The sequence below is a fragment of the Saccharopolyspora griseoalba genome, from assembly GCF_042665275.1.
GTDB classification, from domain to species: Bacteria; Actinomycetota; Actinomycetes; order Mycobacteriales; family Pseudonocardiaceae; genus Saccharopolyspora; species Saccharopolyspora griseoalba.
In genome coordinates this window covers 299,024-311,762 of the sequence record NZ_JBHTCJ010000006.1, presented here as the reverse complement: position 1 = coordinate 311,762, position 12,739 = coordinate 299,024, and the positions used below count along the sequence as shown (strand labels likewise).

The 12,739-nt window shown below is 70.7% G+C and carries 11 protein-coding genes; 4 read left to right on the top strand and 7 right to left on the bottom strand.

Features of this window, described 5'->3' with window-relative positions:
• Positions 1–11 precede the first annotated feature (11 nt).
• Together ACFQRI_RS14370 and pdhA are read right to left on the bottom strand one after the other, a co-directional pair.
• Positions 12–1,028 carry an alpha-ketoacid dehydrogenase subunit beta gene (locus tag ACFQRI_RS14370; RefSeq protein ID WP_380668604.1) on the bottom strand — a complete coding sequence of 339 codons (1,017 nt, stop codon included), beginning with the start codon at positions 1,026–1,028 and terminating at the stop codon, positions 12–14.
• Positions 1,028–2,251, bottom strand: a complete 1,224-nt coding sequence (gene pdhA, locus ACFQRI_RS14365; protein ID WP_380668602.1) for a pyruvate dehydrogenase (acetyl-transferring) E1 component subunit alpha — start codon at positions 2,249–2,251, stop codon at positions 1,028–1,030. Before pdhA ends, ACFQRI_RS14370 begins: the two co-directional genes overlap by 1 nt.
• 440 nt (positions 2,252–2,691) lie before the next feature.
• Here pdhA and ACFQRI_RS14360 point away from each other — a divergent pair, with 440 nt between their 5' ends.
• Both ACFQRI_RS14360 and ACFQRI_RS14355 read left to right on the top strand, forming a co-directional pair.
• On the top strand, positions 2,692–3,330 hold the full coding sequence (locus ACFQRI_RS14360) for a GOLPH3/VPS74 family protein (protein WP_380668600.1): 639 nt from the start codon (positions 2,692–2,694) through the stop codon (positions 3,328–3,330).
• A 56-nt stretch (positions 3,331–3,386) separates the two neighbouring features.
• Complete coding sequence (locus tag ACFQRI_RS14355; RefSeq protein WP_380668756.1) at positions 3,387–4,811, top strand: M20/M25/M40 family metallo-hydrolase; 1,425 nt, start codon at positions 3,387–3,389, stop codon at positions 4,809–4,811.
• A 47-nt stretch (positions 4,812–4,858) separates the two neighbouring features.
• On the opposite strand, the gene ACFQRI_RS14350 is transcribed toward ACFQRI_RS14355, so the two are convergent.
• The 5 genes from ACFQRI_RS14350 to ACFQRI_RS14330 form a co-directional block, all read right to left on the bottom strand.
• Positions 4,859–5,053: a PspC domain-containing protein gene (locus tag ACFQRI_RS14350; protein WP_380668598.1), complete on the bottom strand. Its 195-nt coding sequence runs from the start codon at positions 5,051–5,053 to the stop codon at positions 4,859–4,861.
• Positions 5,054–5,126: 73 nt separating this feature from the next.
• Positions 5,127–5,522 carry a hypothetical protein gene (locus ACFQRI_RS14345; protein ID WP_380668596.1) on the bottom strand — a complete coding sequence of 132 codons (396 nt, stop codon included), beginning with the start codon at positions 5,520–5,522 and terminating at the stop codon, positions 5,127–5,129.
• A 30-nt stretch (positions 5,523–5,552) separates the two neighbouring features.
• Complete coding sequence (locus tag ACFQRI_RS14340; RefSeq protein ID WP_380668594.1) at positions 5,553–7,184, bottom strand: glycosyltransferase family 87 protein; 1,632 nt, start codon at positions 7,182–7,184, stop codon at positions 5,553–5,555.
• Positions 7,185–7,269: 85 nt separating this feature from the next.
• The gene (locus tag ACFQRI_RS14335) at positions 7,270–10,269 is read right to left on the bottom strand and encodes a transglycosylase domain-containing protein (RefSeq protein ID WP_380668592.1); all 3,000 of its coding nucleotides are present in this window, start codon (positions 10,267–10,269) and stop codon (positions 7,270–7,272) included.
• 97 nt (positions 10,270–10,366) lie between these two features.
• Positions 10,367–10,771 (bottom strand): DUF5318 domain-containing protein, encoded by a 405-nt coding sequence (locus tag ACFQRI_RS14330; RefSeq protein WP_380668590.1) that lies wholly within the window; start codon positions 10,769–10,771, stop codon positions 10,367–10,369.
• A gap of 246 nt (positions 10,772–11,017) precedes the next feature.
• Between ACFQRI_RS14330 and ACFQRI_RS14325 the strand changes: the two genes are divergently transcribed.
• Together ACFQRI_RS14325 and ACFQRI_RS14320 are read left to right on the top strand one after the other, a co-directional pair.
• Positions 11,018–11,602, top strand: coding sequence for a PadR family transcriptional regulator (locus ACFQRI_RS14325; RefSeq protein WP_380668588.1), 585 nt, complete (start codon positions 11,018–11,020; stop codon positions 11,600–11,602).
• Between the two features lie 20 nt (positions 11,603–11,622).
• On the top strand, positions 11,623–12,720 hold the full coding sequence (locus ACFQRI_RS14320; RefSeq protein ID WP_380668753.1) for an inositol-3-phosphate synthase: 1,098 nt from the start codon (positions 11,623–11,625) through the stop codon (positions 12,718–12,720).
• Positions 12,721–12,739: the final 19 nt, after the last annotated feature.

Genomic DNA, 12,739 nt, shown 5'->3' with positions numbered 1-12,739 from the left:
GGAAGTCCCCCTCAGTACGCCAGCGAACGGTCGACCACGTCCAGCACCCGGTCGAGGTCGGGCAGGAAGCCCTCCTCCAGCTTCGACGGCGGGTAGGGCGTGTCGAACCCGGTCGCGCGCAGCACCGGGGCCTCCAGCGAGTAGAAGCACTCCTGCTGCACCCGGGCGGCGACCTCCGAGGTCACCGACGACTCGGCGGCCGCCTCGCTGACCAGCACCAGGCGACCGGTGCGGCGCACCGACTCGAACACCGGGTCCAGGTCCAGCGGGGACAGCGAGCGCAGGTCGACGACCTCGATCTCCTGGCCGTCCTCGGCCGCGGCGGAGGCGGCGTCCAGGCAGGTGCGCACCATCGGCCCGTAGGACGCGACGGTCACCACCGAGCCGGGGCGCACCACCCTGGAGCGCAGCAGCGGCAGCGCGTCCGCGGAGGTGTCCAGCTCGGCCTTCTCGTAGTAGCGGCGCTTGGGCTCGAAGAACAGCACCGGGTCGTCGCAGTCGATGGCCTGCTGCATCATCCAGTAGGCGTCCACCGGGTTCGAGCAGGACACGACCTTGAGCCCGGCGATGTGCGCGAACAGCGACTCGGGGGACTCCGAGTGGTGCTCGACGGCGCCGATGCCGCCGCCGAAGGGGACCCGGATCACGATCGGCATCTTGAGCTTGCCCTGGCTGCGGTAGTGCAGCTTGGCCAGCTGGGACACGATCTGGTCGAAGCCGGGGAAGATGAAGCCGTCGAACTGGATCTCGCACACCGGCCGGTAGCCGCGGATGGCGAGCCCGATGGCGGCGCCGATGATCCCGGACTCGGCCAGCGGGGTGTCCAGCACCCGGTGCTCGCCGAAGTCCTTCTGCAGGCCGTCGGTGATCCGGAAGACGCCGCCGAGCTTGCCGACGTCCTCACCCATCACCAGCACCTTCGGGTCGCGCTCCAGGGAGGCGCGCAGACCCATGTTCAGCGCCTTGGCCATCGTGACGGTCTGGGTTCCCGACGCGGTGGTCGGGCGTTCGAGCGCGGGCGCGGCCATCAGCGAGCACCTCCTGCCACCGCTTCGTCGGCGAATCCGGACAGGTAGCGCAGGTAGTCCTCGCGCTGCGCGACCAGCTGCGGGCTCTCCTCGGCGTAGACCTCGGAGAAGATTCGCTCCGGTGGTGGTTCGGGCATGTTGAAGCAGAACTCGCGGAACCGCTCGGCCAGCTCGTCGGCCTCGCGATCGATCTGGTCGAAGAAGTCCTGGTCGGCCTCGTGCACCCGGATCAGGTAGGCCTTGAGCCGCTCGATCGGGTCCTTGAGCTTCCAGGCCTCCTGCTCGTCGGACATCCGGTAGCGGGTCGGGTCGTCGGAGGTGGTGTGGGCGTCCATCCGGTAGGTGAAGGCCTCGATGAGCACCGGGCCGTTGCCGTGCCGGGCCTCCTCCATCGCCCACTTGCTGACCGCCAGGCTGGCCAGCACGTCGTTGCCGTCCACCCGGATGCCCGGGAAGCCGTAGCCCTTCGCGCGCTGGTAGAGCGGCACGCGGGTCTGGCGCTCCAGCGGCTCGGAGATCGCCCACTGGTTGTTCTGGCAGAAGAAGACCACCGGCGCGTCGTAGACCGCCGACCACACCATCCCCTCGTGCACGTCGCCCTGGCTGGTGGCGCCGTCGCCGAAGAACACCATGGTGGCCTCGCCGTCGTCGTCGCCGACCTTGCCGTCGAAGCGCTGGCCCATCGCGTACCCGGTGCCGTTCAGGCACTGGTTGCCGATCACGATCGTGTACAGGTGGAACCCGGTCGAGATCGGGTCCCAGCCGCCGTGGTCGGTCCCCCGGAAGATGCCGAGCAGCTCGGTCGGGTCGATGCCCCGGCACCAGGCGACGCCGTGCTCGCGGTAGCTCGGGAAGGCCATGTCCTGCGGCCGCAGCGCGCGACCGGCGCCGATCTGCGCGGCCTCCTGGCCGAGCAGCGGCACCCAGATGCCCAGCTGCCCCTGGCGCTGCAGCGCGTTCCCCTCGCGATCGGCGCGGCGCACCAGGACCATGTCCCGGTACAGGTCGCGCAGCTGCTCGGCGGAGAAGTCGATGTCGAAGTCGGGGTGGTGGACCCGCTGACCTTCTGGGGTGAGGAGCTGAACGAGGTCAGCTCCGCCTTCGCTCGTCGCGCGCAATCCGGCGATCACCTGCTCCCGTGTGGGTTTCGCTGCGGTAGCGGCAGGCGTCGTCGGAGGCTGGTCGCCGGATGGTTTCGGTCGCGTCCATTGCTCGGGGGACATAGGTGATCTCCTCTTGTCGTGCCGGCCGCTCGCTTGTGGCGATTGGCCCGGCATACCCCGCCGGCCGATCGGCGTGGACCTGGTGGGTCGCCCGGTCGGCCCAGCGGGGCGTTGGATCGCTCCCCGCCATCCTGGCATGAAACACAGCACTTCCGTGAGTCCTGCCACACGGATTCGGATCGATCCAGTGCGGATCGATCACCTTCCGCAGCGCCACGGTAGTTCGCCCGCAAAAGGGGCATATCCGCAGGTCATCGAAGTAATGGACGTCCAACTGACGAATTGCGGACCTTCGCGGTACCGATATTGGGTCGAGCGGGGCTGATCTTTCGCAAAGCCGCCAGTCAAGAAGCCGACCCCCGAGCGGGTCGCACGGCCGACGGCGAGCCGATCCGGGCGATCCTGGCACCGAGCAGAGGATTCGGTGCCAGAATCGGAACATGCACCGGCTGAGCCTGCCCCAGGAGTTCGTCCTGCTGCTCCACCGGCAGGAGGGCTCGTACTACGCGTGCGATCACACCGGCGCCGCCGAACTGGCGGAGCTGCTGCTCACCCAGCGGATCCAGCTGGCCGACAAGAAGGTCTCGCCGCTGGTCCACGAACCCACCGCCGTCGCGTGGGTCGACGACGCGCTGTCCTGGCTGCACCGCAGGGGCAAGCCGGTGGCCGCGGCGACGTTCATCCAGTCGCGCACCGACGCGCGCAACCAGCACGCGGAGTCGCTGCTGGCCAGCGGGCTGATGCGCCGGGAGGACAAGAAGTTCCTGTTCATCCCCTACCGGAAGTACCACCCGGAGCCGCACACCCGGCAGCTGCTCGTCGAGCGGATCCGCTCGTCGGTGCGCGGCATGGCGGCCCTGGACGAGCGGATGGTGCTGCTGTGCGCCCTGGTGCACGCCACCGGTCTGGCGCCCAAGCTCGGGCTTGACCGCCAGGAGCGCGCCCGGCTCAAGGAGATCAGCAAGGGCAACGAGCTGGGAACCGCGGTCCAGGACGTCACCGCGGCCACCGTCGCGGCGGTGACCGTCGCCGCCACGGCCGCGGCCGCCGCGGGCGGAGCGGCGGCCGGGAGCAGCTGACCGACGCGCCGCAGGCCCCACCCGCTCGCCCACATCGCGGGATTCGCGGGCTTAGGATCGCGGACGTGGATCGAGCTGCCGTGACCAAGACCGTGGACCAGACGTGGAACGACTCGGTGCTGCCGAGCCTGAGCGAGCTGGTCCGGATTCCCGCCGTCTCACCCGCCTTCGACGCGAACTGGGCCGAGTCCGGGCACCTGGACGCCGTGATCGAGCACGTCCGGGAGTGGATCGTCGCCCGGGGCATCGAGGGAGCCGACGTCGAGGTCGTGCGCCTGCCGGGCCGGACCCCGCTGCTGCTGGTGGACGTCCCGGGCACCGCGGGCGCCGCGGACGACACCGCGCTGCTCTACGGGCACCTGGACAAGCAACCGCCGGTGGGCGGCTGGTCCGAGGGCCTGGGCCCGTGGACCCCGGTCCTCCGCGGCGACAAGCTCTACGGCCGCGGCGCCGCCGACGACGGCTACTCCGGCTACGCGGCGGTGACCGCCATCGAGGCGGTCCGCGCGAACAGCGGTGCGCACCGGCGCTGCGTGGTGCTGCTGGAGACCGGCGAGGAGTCCGGCAGCCCGGACCTGCCCGCCTACCTGGAGCACCTCGCCGAGCGCCTCGGCTCGGTCTCGCTGGTGGTGTGCCTGGACTCCGGCGCGGGCGACTACGAGCGGATGTGGCTGACCAACTCGCTGCGCGGCATGGTCTCGGTCGAGGTCACGGTGAAGGTGCTGGACAGCGGCCTGCACTCGGGCATCGCCAGCGGCATCGCGCCCAGCTCCTTCCGGGTGATGCGCCAGCTGCTGGACCGCATCGAGGACGCCTCGACCGGCGAGATCCTGCTGCCCGAGCTCAACGTGGAGATCCCGCAGAACCGGCTGGCCGAGACCCGCGCCGCCGTCGAGGCGGTGCCGGGCCTGGTGCGCGACTCCGTCCCCTGGCCGGAGGGCATGCGCCCGGTCAGCGAGGACGAGGTCGAGCTCGCGCTGAACAACTTCTGGCGGCCCACCCTCTCGGTGATCGGCGCCGACGGCCTGCCGCTGCCTGCCGACGCGGGCAACGTGCTGCGCCCGTCGACGACGCTGGTGCTCAGCTTCCGCCTGCCGCCCACCGCCGACCCGCAGGCCGCGCTGGAGGCCGTCGAGCGCGCGCTCACCGAGGACGTGCCCTACGGGGCCGAGGTGACCATCGGCTCCAGCGAGGCCGGTCTGGGCTGGAACGCCCCGGAACTCGCCCCGTGGCTGACCGAGGCCATGGACCGAGCCGGTGCCGAGGTCTTCGGCGCGGACTGGCGCACGATGGGACTGGGCGGCTCGATCCCGTTCATGGGCCTGCTGCACCGCACCTACCCGGACGCGCAGTTCGTGGTCACCGGCGCGCTGGGCCCGGACAGCAACGCCCACGTCCCGGACGAGTCGCTGGACCTGCCGTTCGCCGCCAAGATCACCTCGGCGATCGCCTACATCCTCGACGCGCACGCGCGGCGGTGACCCCGCCCGCTGCGCCGGAGCTCCCGCGGTGGCGCCGGCGCAGCGGGTCAGGACTTGGGAATCATGATCCACAGGACGATGTAGATCACGAACTGCGGTCCCGGGAGCAGGCAGGACAGCAGGAACAGGATTCGCATCGTGGTCGGTTTGGTCCCGAAGCGGCGGGCCAGGCCGGCGCACACGCCGGCGATCAGCGCCTCGTCGGACGGGCGGGTCAGGGAAGTGCTGCTGTGCGTGGTCATGCCTCCACGGTGACCCCGAGCGCGCCGCGCGGCCTCGGGGCCGGCCCCTGACCCGCCCCCGAGGCCACCCCGGTCAGCAGCTGGGGTGGTAGGTGCGTGCGGCCAGGGTCCGATCCCCGGAGACGATCTCGACGGTGACCTCCCGGTTGTTCGGGATCGACGTCGAGGAGGCCACCAGGCCCTGGGCTCCGACCACGCCGGAGCCCTTGGTCTCGCCGTCGACCTTGAACTCGTACTCGGTCGTCGGTGCGTTCTTGCCCGCGGTGATGCGGTAGGCGACCACCGGGGTGCGGGCCGGGTCGGGGTGCTCCGCCTGCAGCTCGGGGACCATCGCCACGGCCGCGCTCAGGTCCTTGCACTCGACGTCGGCGAGGTGGACCTGGACCGGCGGCGCGGCGGCGACCGCGGGAGCGGACAGGGCCGCGGCGGCCGCGGCGGCGAGGACTGCTGCTGCGGTGGTTCGAAGCATTGCTCGGGACACCTCCGGTGTGGCGTTCGGTCAGCGCTTCGAAGCTAGAGGGGTCGGCCGAGTTTCGAGCGCTGGTTGAGCCGAACGTGCGACCCACGGTAGGACGAAGTGATCTCGGGCGCCGTCCAGGAAACCGCCGCACGGGTCGTCCACCGCGCCCGCCGGGCGATCGCTGCGCGCGGCCAGCGCGGCCCGGACCTTGTCCCGCTCCGGGTGCAGCACCTCGTGCACGATCACCGCGCAGACCACCAGCACCACCAGGTCCCGGATCAGCACGGCGCCCAGGAACCAGCCCTCCGGCAGCCCCTTGTTCGCGGTGCCGAGGTAGAAGTACATCCGAGGCGCCCAGATCGCCGCGTCGACGAGCATCCAGACCACCAGCAGCCGCCAGCGCGGCACCGCCAGCACCGCCAGCGGCACCAGCCACAGCGAGTACTGCGGGCTCCACACCTTGTTGGTCAGCAGGAAGGCCGCGACCACCAGGAAGCACAGCTGGGCGAGCCGCGGTCGGGTGGGCGCCGCCAGCGCCAGCCAGCCGATCGCCGCGCAGGCGATCAGGAACAGCAGCAGGCTGATCGCGTTGAGCAGCGTCGGCGCCGCTCCCTCGGCGGGTGCCAGCCCGGACCAGCCGGTGAAGTGCATCAGCACGTTGTAGATCGAGTCCGGGTCGGCCGGGCGGGTGCTGTTGAGCCGGAAGAACTCGCCCCAGCCCACCGGGAAGGCCAGCCAGATCGGCAGGTTCACCGCCAGCCAGCCGACCGCCGCGCCCAGCACCGCGCGCGCGCCCTCCGGCAGCTTCCCGGCGCGCCAGGACAGCACCAGCAGCGGGCCGAGGAACAGCAGCGGGTAGAGCTTGGTCGCCCCGCCGAGGCCGATCAGCAGGCCGGCCAGCACCGGTCGTCGGCGCGACCAGGCCAGCAGACCGACCGCGCTGAGCGCGGTGGCCAGCGCGTCGAAGTTGGTGAAGGCGTGCGCGAACACCAGCGGCGAGAGCGCGGCGATCGCCGCGTCCCAGACGCGGCGGCGGCACAGCGTCACCACCGCCCAGATGGTCAGCAGCCACGCCCCGGCCAGCCACAGCGCGCTGATGTTGAAGTACAGCACCGTCCGCACCCCGGCGGGCAGCAGGCCGAAACCGGCCAGGGTGGCCCAGCCGTCGGCGGCGCGGGCGTTGATCCACTGGAAGAGGCCGGTGAGCACCGGGTACTCCATGTACCGGACCTGCTCCTGCGGCGTGCCCCGGTTCTCCACCCAGCTCGTCTCGTACGGGAAGGCGTTGTCCGGCGCGAGATCGCCCATGCCGTAGCGCGGGATGATGTCGGTGTAGCACATGGCGGTGTACTGCTTGTCGTTCCGCCAGTCGAGCTGCTTGCCCGCTTCGGTGTCGTAGGTGGTCTGGCAGGGCGCCTTGAACAGCCACGCGGCGGCCAGCATCAGCACCGCCAGCAGCAGCACCACCCGCATCGGGGTGAAGAACCACTGCCGCCCGATCTGCGCGTGCCTGCCCAGCGGCCCGCCGATCACCCGGCTGAGCTGCCGGGCCGTCGACTCCGTCCACGTGGGAGCGATGCGGTCGGCCGGGCCCAGCGAGTCGCGGTCCACGGTCGCCGAACTCACCTGTCGCGCGGCCGGTTCGCTGTCGGGGGCGGGATCAGTGGACACGCCCGGATGCTACTCGGCGCCGAACAGGCGAAGGGGCACCCGCCGGATCGGCGGGTGCCCCTTCACTCGGACCGGTCGAACCCGGTCAGTTGCCCCATTCGTCCTCCGGGTCGCGGCCGAACTGGTCCGGCGCCGACTCGGTCGTGCTCGGCATCTGCGACTCGTCCTCGCACGGCGGCTGGAACAGGCCGCCGCACTCGTCGCTGCCGTTGCCGTTGCCCTCCCCGTTGCCCGGCTGGGTCTCCGAGGTGGTCGGCTGCTCCGAGGTCTGCGTCGGCGGCTGGGTCTCGGAGGTCGGCGGCTGCGTGGAGGTCGGCGGCGGAGGCGGCGGGAGGTCCTTGAACCGCCCGATCGGCTCGCCCTTCTTGAACTCCTCGACCGGCTTGTCCTCGAGGTAGATCTGCATGAACTCCTGCCACGCCCGGCCCGGGTACTTGGACCCGTAGAAGCTGACGCCGCTGTTGTCCTCCAGCGCGGCCGGAGCACCGTTCTCGGTACCGGTCATCGCCACCGCGGTGGAGATCTGCGGCGTCGCGCCGATGGTCCAGGCGTTCTGGTTCTTCTTGGTGTCCCGGAACTGGTGCGTACCGGTCTTGGTCAGCACCGGGCGGTCCAGCGGGATCTTCGAGTGCTCGGCGACCTCGAGCATCGAGGACAGGGTGTTCCACGCGAGGTCGTTGGCCATCTTGTCCGACTCGTCGTAGAGGTTCGTGACCTTCTCCTCGCGGTGCCGGAGGGTCTGGCCGTCCCGGCTGGTGGCCGACTCGACCATGAAGTGCGGGTGGTGCTTGCCCTCCGCGGCGAAGGTGCCGTAGGAGCTGGCCATGTCGACCGGCTTGATCGGGTACATGCCCAGCGCGATGCCCGACTGCACCAGGCCGTTCGGGCTCTGCAGCACCGGTCCCTCGCCGTAGTCGCGCGGGACGCCCGCGGTGTAGGCGGCCTCGGCGACCTTGGGCGGGCCGAGCTGGGCGGTCATGTTGACGAACACGGTGTTGACCGACTTGGTCATCGCCTCGCGCAACCCGCAGCGCTGCGGGGTGTCGCACTCGACGCCCGGGGCGTTGGCGAACTCGGTGCCCGCGATCTCCTGCGGGCTGCTGCCGTCGTAGGTCTCGCCGATGCCGCGACCGGACTGCAGACCGGCCAGCGCCACGAAGGGCTTGAACGACGAACCGGGCTCCTGCCTGGAGTCGACCCAGTCCCAGCCGCCGACCTCGCCGTCGCCGTAGTAGGCCTTGACCTTGCCGGTCTTCGGCTCGACGGCCACCAGCGAGGTCTTGACGGTGTCCGGCAGGTTCTCCTTCTGCGTCTCGACGGCCTTGATCGCCGCGCCCTGGGCCTTCTTGTCCAGCGTGGTGCGCACGGTGTAGCCGCCGCGCTGCAGGGTGCCCTCGTCCAGGCCCTGGGCGGACAGCTCCCGCACCACCTGCTTCTTGACCATGTACTGCTCGGGGGTGAGGCGGCTGTTCTTCCGCCACTCGCTGCTCGGGCGGGTCTCCGGGAGCACCATCTGCTGGCGCTCGGCCTTGTCGACGTACCCGTTGGCCACCATCTGGTCGGCGACGTACTCGAAGCGCTGGTTGGCCTGGTCCAGGTTCTCCCTGGGGTCGTTCTCGGTGGGCCGCTGCACCATGCCGGCCAGCACCGCCGACTCGGAGGGGGTGAGGTCCTTCGGGCTCTTGCCGAAGTAGGCCTCGGCCGCCTCGGTGATGCCGTTGGCGCCGCGGCCGTAGTAGGCGGTGTTGAGGTAGGAGACCAGGATCTGGTCCTTCGGCCGGTCGTTCGTGATCTTGAACGCCAGCACGATCTCCTTGACCTTGCGGACGTAGTCCGGGTCCTTCTTGTTCAGCTCCAGGTCCAGCTTGATGAACTGCTGGGTGATCGTGGAACCGCCACCGACGCCGGAGCCGGTGAACATGAAGTACACCGAGCGCATGATGCCGGAGAAGCTGAAGCCCGGGTTGGAGTAGAAGTTCGCGTCCTCGGCCGACAGCGTGGCGTTGACCAGGTGCGGGGAGACCTCGTCGACGTTCTTGATGACCTCGCGCGTGTCCCCGTCGGCGATCGTCGCCATCGGGCTGCCGTCGCTGAACTCGATGGTCCACGGCTGCTTCATGTTGAGCAGCTTCTGCTCGTCCGGCGGCTGCCACATGATGTAGCCGTAGATGAACACCAGGGTCGGGATGATCACCGCGGCCGCCGCGGCGACGTAGCAGCTCCGTCGGACGCGCCGCCACAGGGCGGCGCGCTTGGCTTGCTCGGCACTCATTTCGTCGTCCGGATCCTCGCCGATCTCGGCAGCGCCCTGCCGCGCACCGGCGGAGTCCAAGGACTCCTGGCCGCCGGGCGGGACGTCCGGCCCCCCGTAGGGGTCCGCGTCGAGATCATCGTCGTAGTCGGCGTAGTAGTCGTAGCCCCCCTGATCTTGGTGGGTGATCAGGTTCGGCTCCCGGGCGGCTCCCCCCGCGGCGGCGCCCGCAGCAGCTCCGGCACCGGCCGCACCGGCCGCACCCGCGGCACCGGCCGAGGCGGATCCCTCACCGGAGGTCTTGGGGATGTTCTGCGTCGGCCGCTCCTCGGGCGGCGTCGGCGCGCCCGGCGGGACCTGGCGCGTCGCGTCGGGTCCCGGCGGCGGTCCGGGTCGTCCCGGCGGGGGCGGCGCGGGCGAGCCGCTCGGCCGCTCCGGCTCGTCGTCGCCGCTGAGGCGACTGCTCAACGACGACCCCGCGGAGGAGTCGTCGTCGAAGTCCGGCGTCCAGGAACCGGTCTGCTCCTGCGGCTCCTCGGGCCACTGGTCGCCACCGGGCGGTTGCTGCCCCTGCGGCGGGCCCGGCCGCTGCGGGCGTCCGGGCGGCGGTGGCGGCGGGTTCTGGCCGCCCTCACCGGGCCACCCAGGACCGCCCGGCCCGGGTGCGCCAGGTGGCGGACCGGGCCGGTTCGGCGGTGGCGGCGGGGGTTGTTGCGGTGGCCGCCCCTGACCACCGGGCGGTGGGCCCTGGGGCGGTGGCGGCGGAGTGGGACGACCCTCGGGGTTCTGCGGCCGGGAATGCCGACCCGGCTGGTCGTCTCGCTCGTCGTTCACGAGTTGGCCTCCAGTGGCGTCGGGCAGACGCCGGTGATGCGTTCACGTCGGGGTTGCGCCGCATCGGCGCGAGCGCTCCGGGGGACGCGGAGCGATCTCACTCTGCTGCAGTCTTGCGCCGGGAGGGCCGGTCGTTCAACCCACCGGTTCCCAGCACGTACGAAAGCACCAGGTGGTTCCAGCTACATGTGCGGCACACCTCGACGACGTAGACGTTGAACTCCTCGAAGCGGTTCGCCATCCGGTCGAGCTCCTCGGGCTTGCGCGCCTGCCCGGAGGCGTTCTTGAGCTCGTCGCCGAACACCCACGCGACGTTGGTCAGCTGCTCTTTCCGGCACACCGGGCAGATCGTTTCGCTGGGCTCACCGTGGAACTTCGCCGCCTGCACCAGGTACGGGTCGGCGTCGCAGACCTCCATCACCCCGACTCGGCCAGCGTGCAACCGCGTTAGCAGCGCTCGGCGCTGCAACGCGTAGTCGACCACTTGCCGCTGGGTCCGCACGACCACAGGGTACGTGCCGGTCGGGACTCCTCCATGCGCCCGTTCAGGGCAGGCGTGCCCGCGGAGGCCACGACCAGTGACGACCGCCACGGGGGCGGCAGCTCGTTGGTGTTACTCGATATATCGACGCGATATACTCCGAACGGAGTTCGCCACGGGGCTGCGGGCAGCGGAGCCCCGCGCGGGATCCCGTTGGCTTCACCGGAGCAACGTCGATCGGCAGCGGGACGTCGTCAGGAGGTGCGGATGCTCGAACTCGCCGTGCTTGGGCTGCTGCACGACGCCCCGATGCATGGCTACGAGCTGCGGAAACGGCTGAACGACTCGCTCGGCGTCTTCCGCGCGCTCTCCTGCGGATCTTTGTACCCGACGTTGCGCCGGCTGCTGCGCGCCGGGCTCATCGAGGAGGACGCCGAGGACACCCGGGGCTGGGGGCGCCGTGCCCGCCGGGTGTACCGCCTCACCGACGCGGGCGAGCAGCGGTTCGCCGAGCTCGTCTGCGACTCCGGTCCCAGGGCCTGCGACGACAACGCCTTCGGCGTGCACGTGGTGTTCTTCTCGCGCACCCCGGCCGAGGTCCGGCTGCGGATCCTGGAGGGGCGCCGGCGCCGCGTGGAGGAACGCCGGGACGACCTGCGCAGCGCGTTGAGCAGCGAATCCGGATCCCTGGACCACTACACGCGGGAGCTGCACCGGCTGCGCCTGGACCACAGCGAGCGCGAGGTGCGCTGGCTCGACGAGATCATCCACACCGAACGCGCCGGGCAGACCGCTGCCGCGGCGCCCCGGCCCGGAGCCGGTGACCGAGAAGTGCAAGGACACGACAGATGACCGAGAAGGAGGCCCCTGCCATGGGCGAAGATCGTCCCGGCCGCGCCGTGCGAGTGGCGATCGTCGGCGTTGGGAACTGCGCTGCATCGCTGGTGCAGGGCGTGCACTACTACGCCGATGCCGAGCCGGGGAGCAGGGTGCCCGGGCTGATGCACGTCACCTTCGGCGACTACCACGTCGGGGACGTGGAGTTCGTCGCCGCGTTCGACGTGGACGCCAAGAAGGTCGGCAGGGACCTCTCCGAGGCCATCGTCGCCAGCGAGAACAACACCATCAAGATCACCGACGTCCCGCCGCTGGGCGTCACCGTGCAGCGCGGGCACACCCACGACGGCCTGGGCCGGTTCTACCGGGAGACCATCGAGGAGTCCGACGAGCAGCCGGTCGACGTCGTCCGGGCGCTCCGCGACGCCGAGGTCGACGTGCTGGTGTCCTACCTGCCGGTGGGATCCGAGGACGCCGACAAGTTCTACGCCCAGTGCGCCATCGACGCGGGCGTGGCCTTCGTCAACGCGCTGCCGGTGTTCATCGCCTCCGACCCGGAGTGGGCGCAGAAGTTCACCGACGCGGGCGTGCCGATCGTCGGCGACGACATCAAGTCGCAGATCGGCGCCACCATCACCCACCGGGTGCTGGCCAAGCTCTTCGAGGACCGGGGAGTGCACCTGGACCGCACGATGCAGCTCAACGTGGGCGGGAACATGGACTTCCTGAACATGAAGGAGCTGGAGCGCCTGGAGTCGAAGAAGACCTCCAAGACCCAGTCGGTGACCTCGCAGGTCGACCGCGACCTGGGCAAGCGCAACGTGCACATCGGCCCGTCCGACTACGTGCCGTGGCTGGACGACCGCAAGTGGGCCTACATCCGGCTGGAGGGGCGCGCCTTCGGCGACGTGCCGCTGAACCTGGAGTACAAGCTCGAGGTGTGGGACTCGCCGAACTCGGCGGGCATCATCATCGACGCGCTGCGCGCCGCCAAGATCGCCAAGGACCGCGGCATCGGCGGCCCGATCCTCTCGGCCTCGTCGTACTTCATGAAGTCCCCGCCGGAGCAGTACGCCGACTCCGACGCCTACCAGGCGGTGGAGGACTTCATCGCGGGCAACGCCGACCGCTGACGCGCGCCCCCGGGCGGGG

Bases quoted from the DNA above. Each gene is read 5' to 3' on its own strand.
- ACFQRI_RS14370 (WP_380668604.1), bottom strand. From the start codon at position 1,028: ATGGCCGCGCCCGCGCTCGAACGCCCGACCACCGCGTCGGGAACCCAG.
- pdhA (WP_380668602.1), bottom strand. From the start codon at position 2,251: ATGTCCCCCGAGCAATGGACGCGACCGAAACCATCCGGCGACCAGCCT.
- ACFQRI_RS14360 (WP_380668600.1), top strand. From the start codon at position 2,692: ATGCACCGGCTGAGCCTGCCCCAGGAGTTCGTCCTGCTGCTCCACCGG.
- ACFQRI_RS14350 (WP_380668598.1), bottom strand. From the start codon at position 5,053: ATGACCACGCACAGCAGCACTTCCCTGACCCGCCCGTCCGACGAGGCG.
- ACFQRI_RS14345 (WP_380668596.1), bottom strand. From the start codon at position 5,522: ATGCTTCGAACCACCGCAGCAGCAGTCCTCGCCGCCGCGGCCGCCGCG.
- ACFQRI_RS14325 (WP_380668588.1), top strand. From the start codon at position 11,018: ATGCTCGAACTCGCCGTGCTTGGGCTGCTGCACGACGCCCCGATGCAT.
- ACFQRI_RS14320 (WP_380668753.1), top strand. From the start codon at position 11,623: ATGGGCGAAGATCGTCCCGGCCGCGCCGTGCGAGTGGCGATCGTCGGC.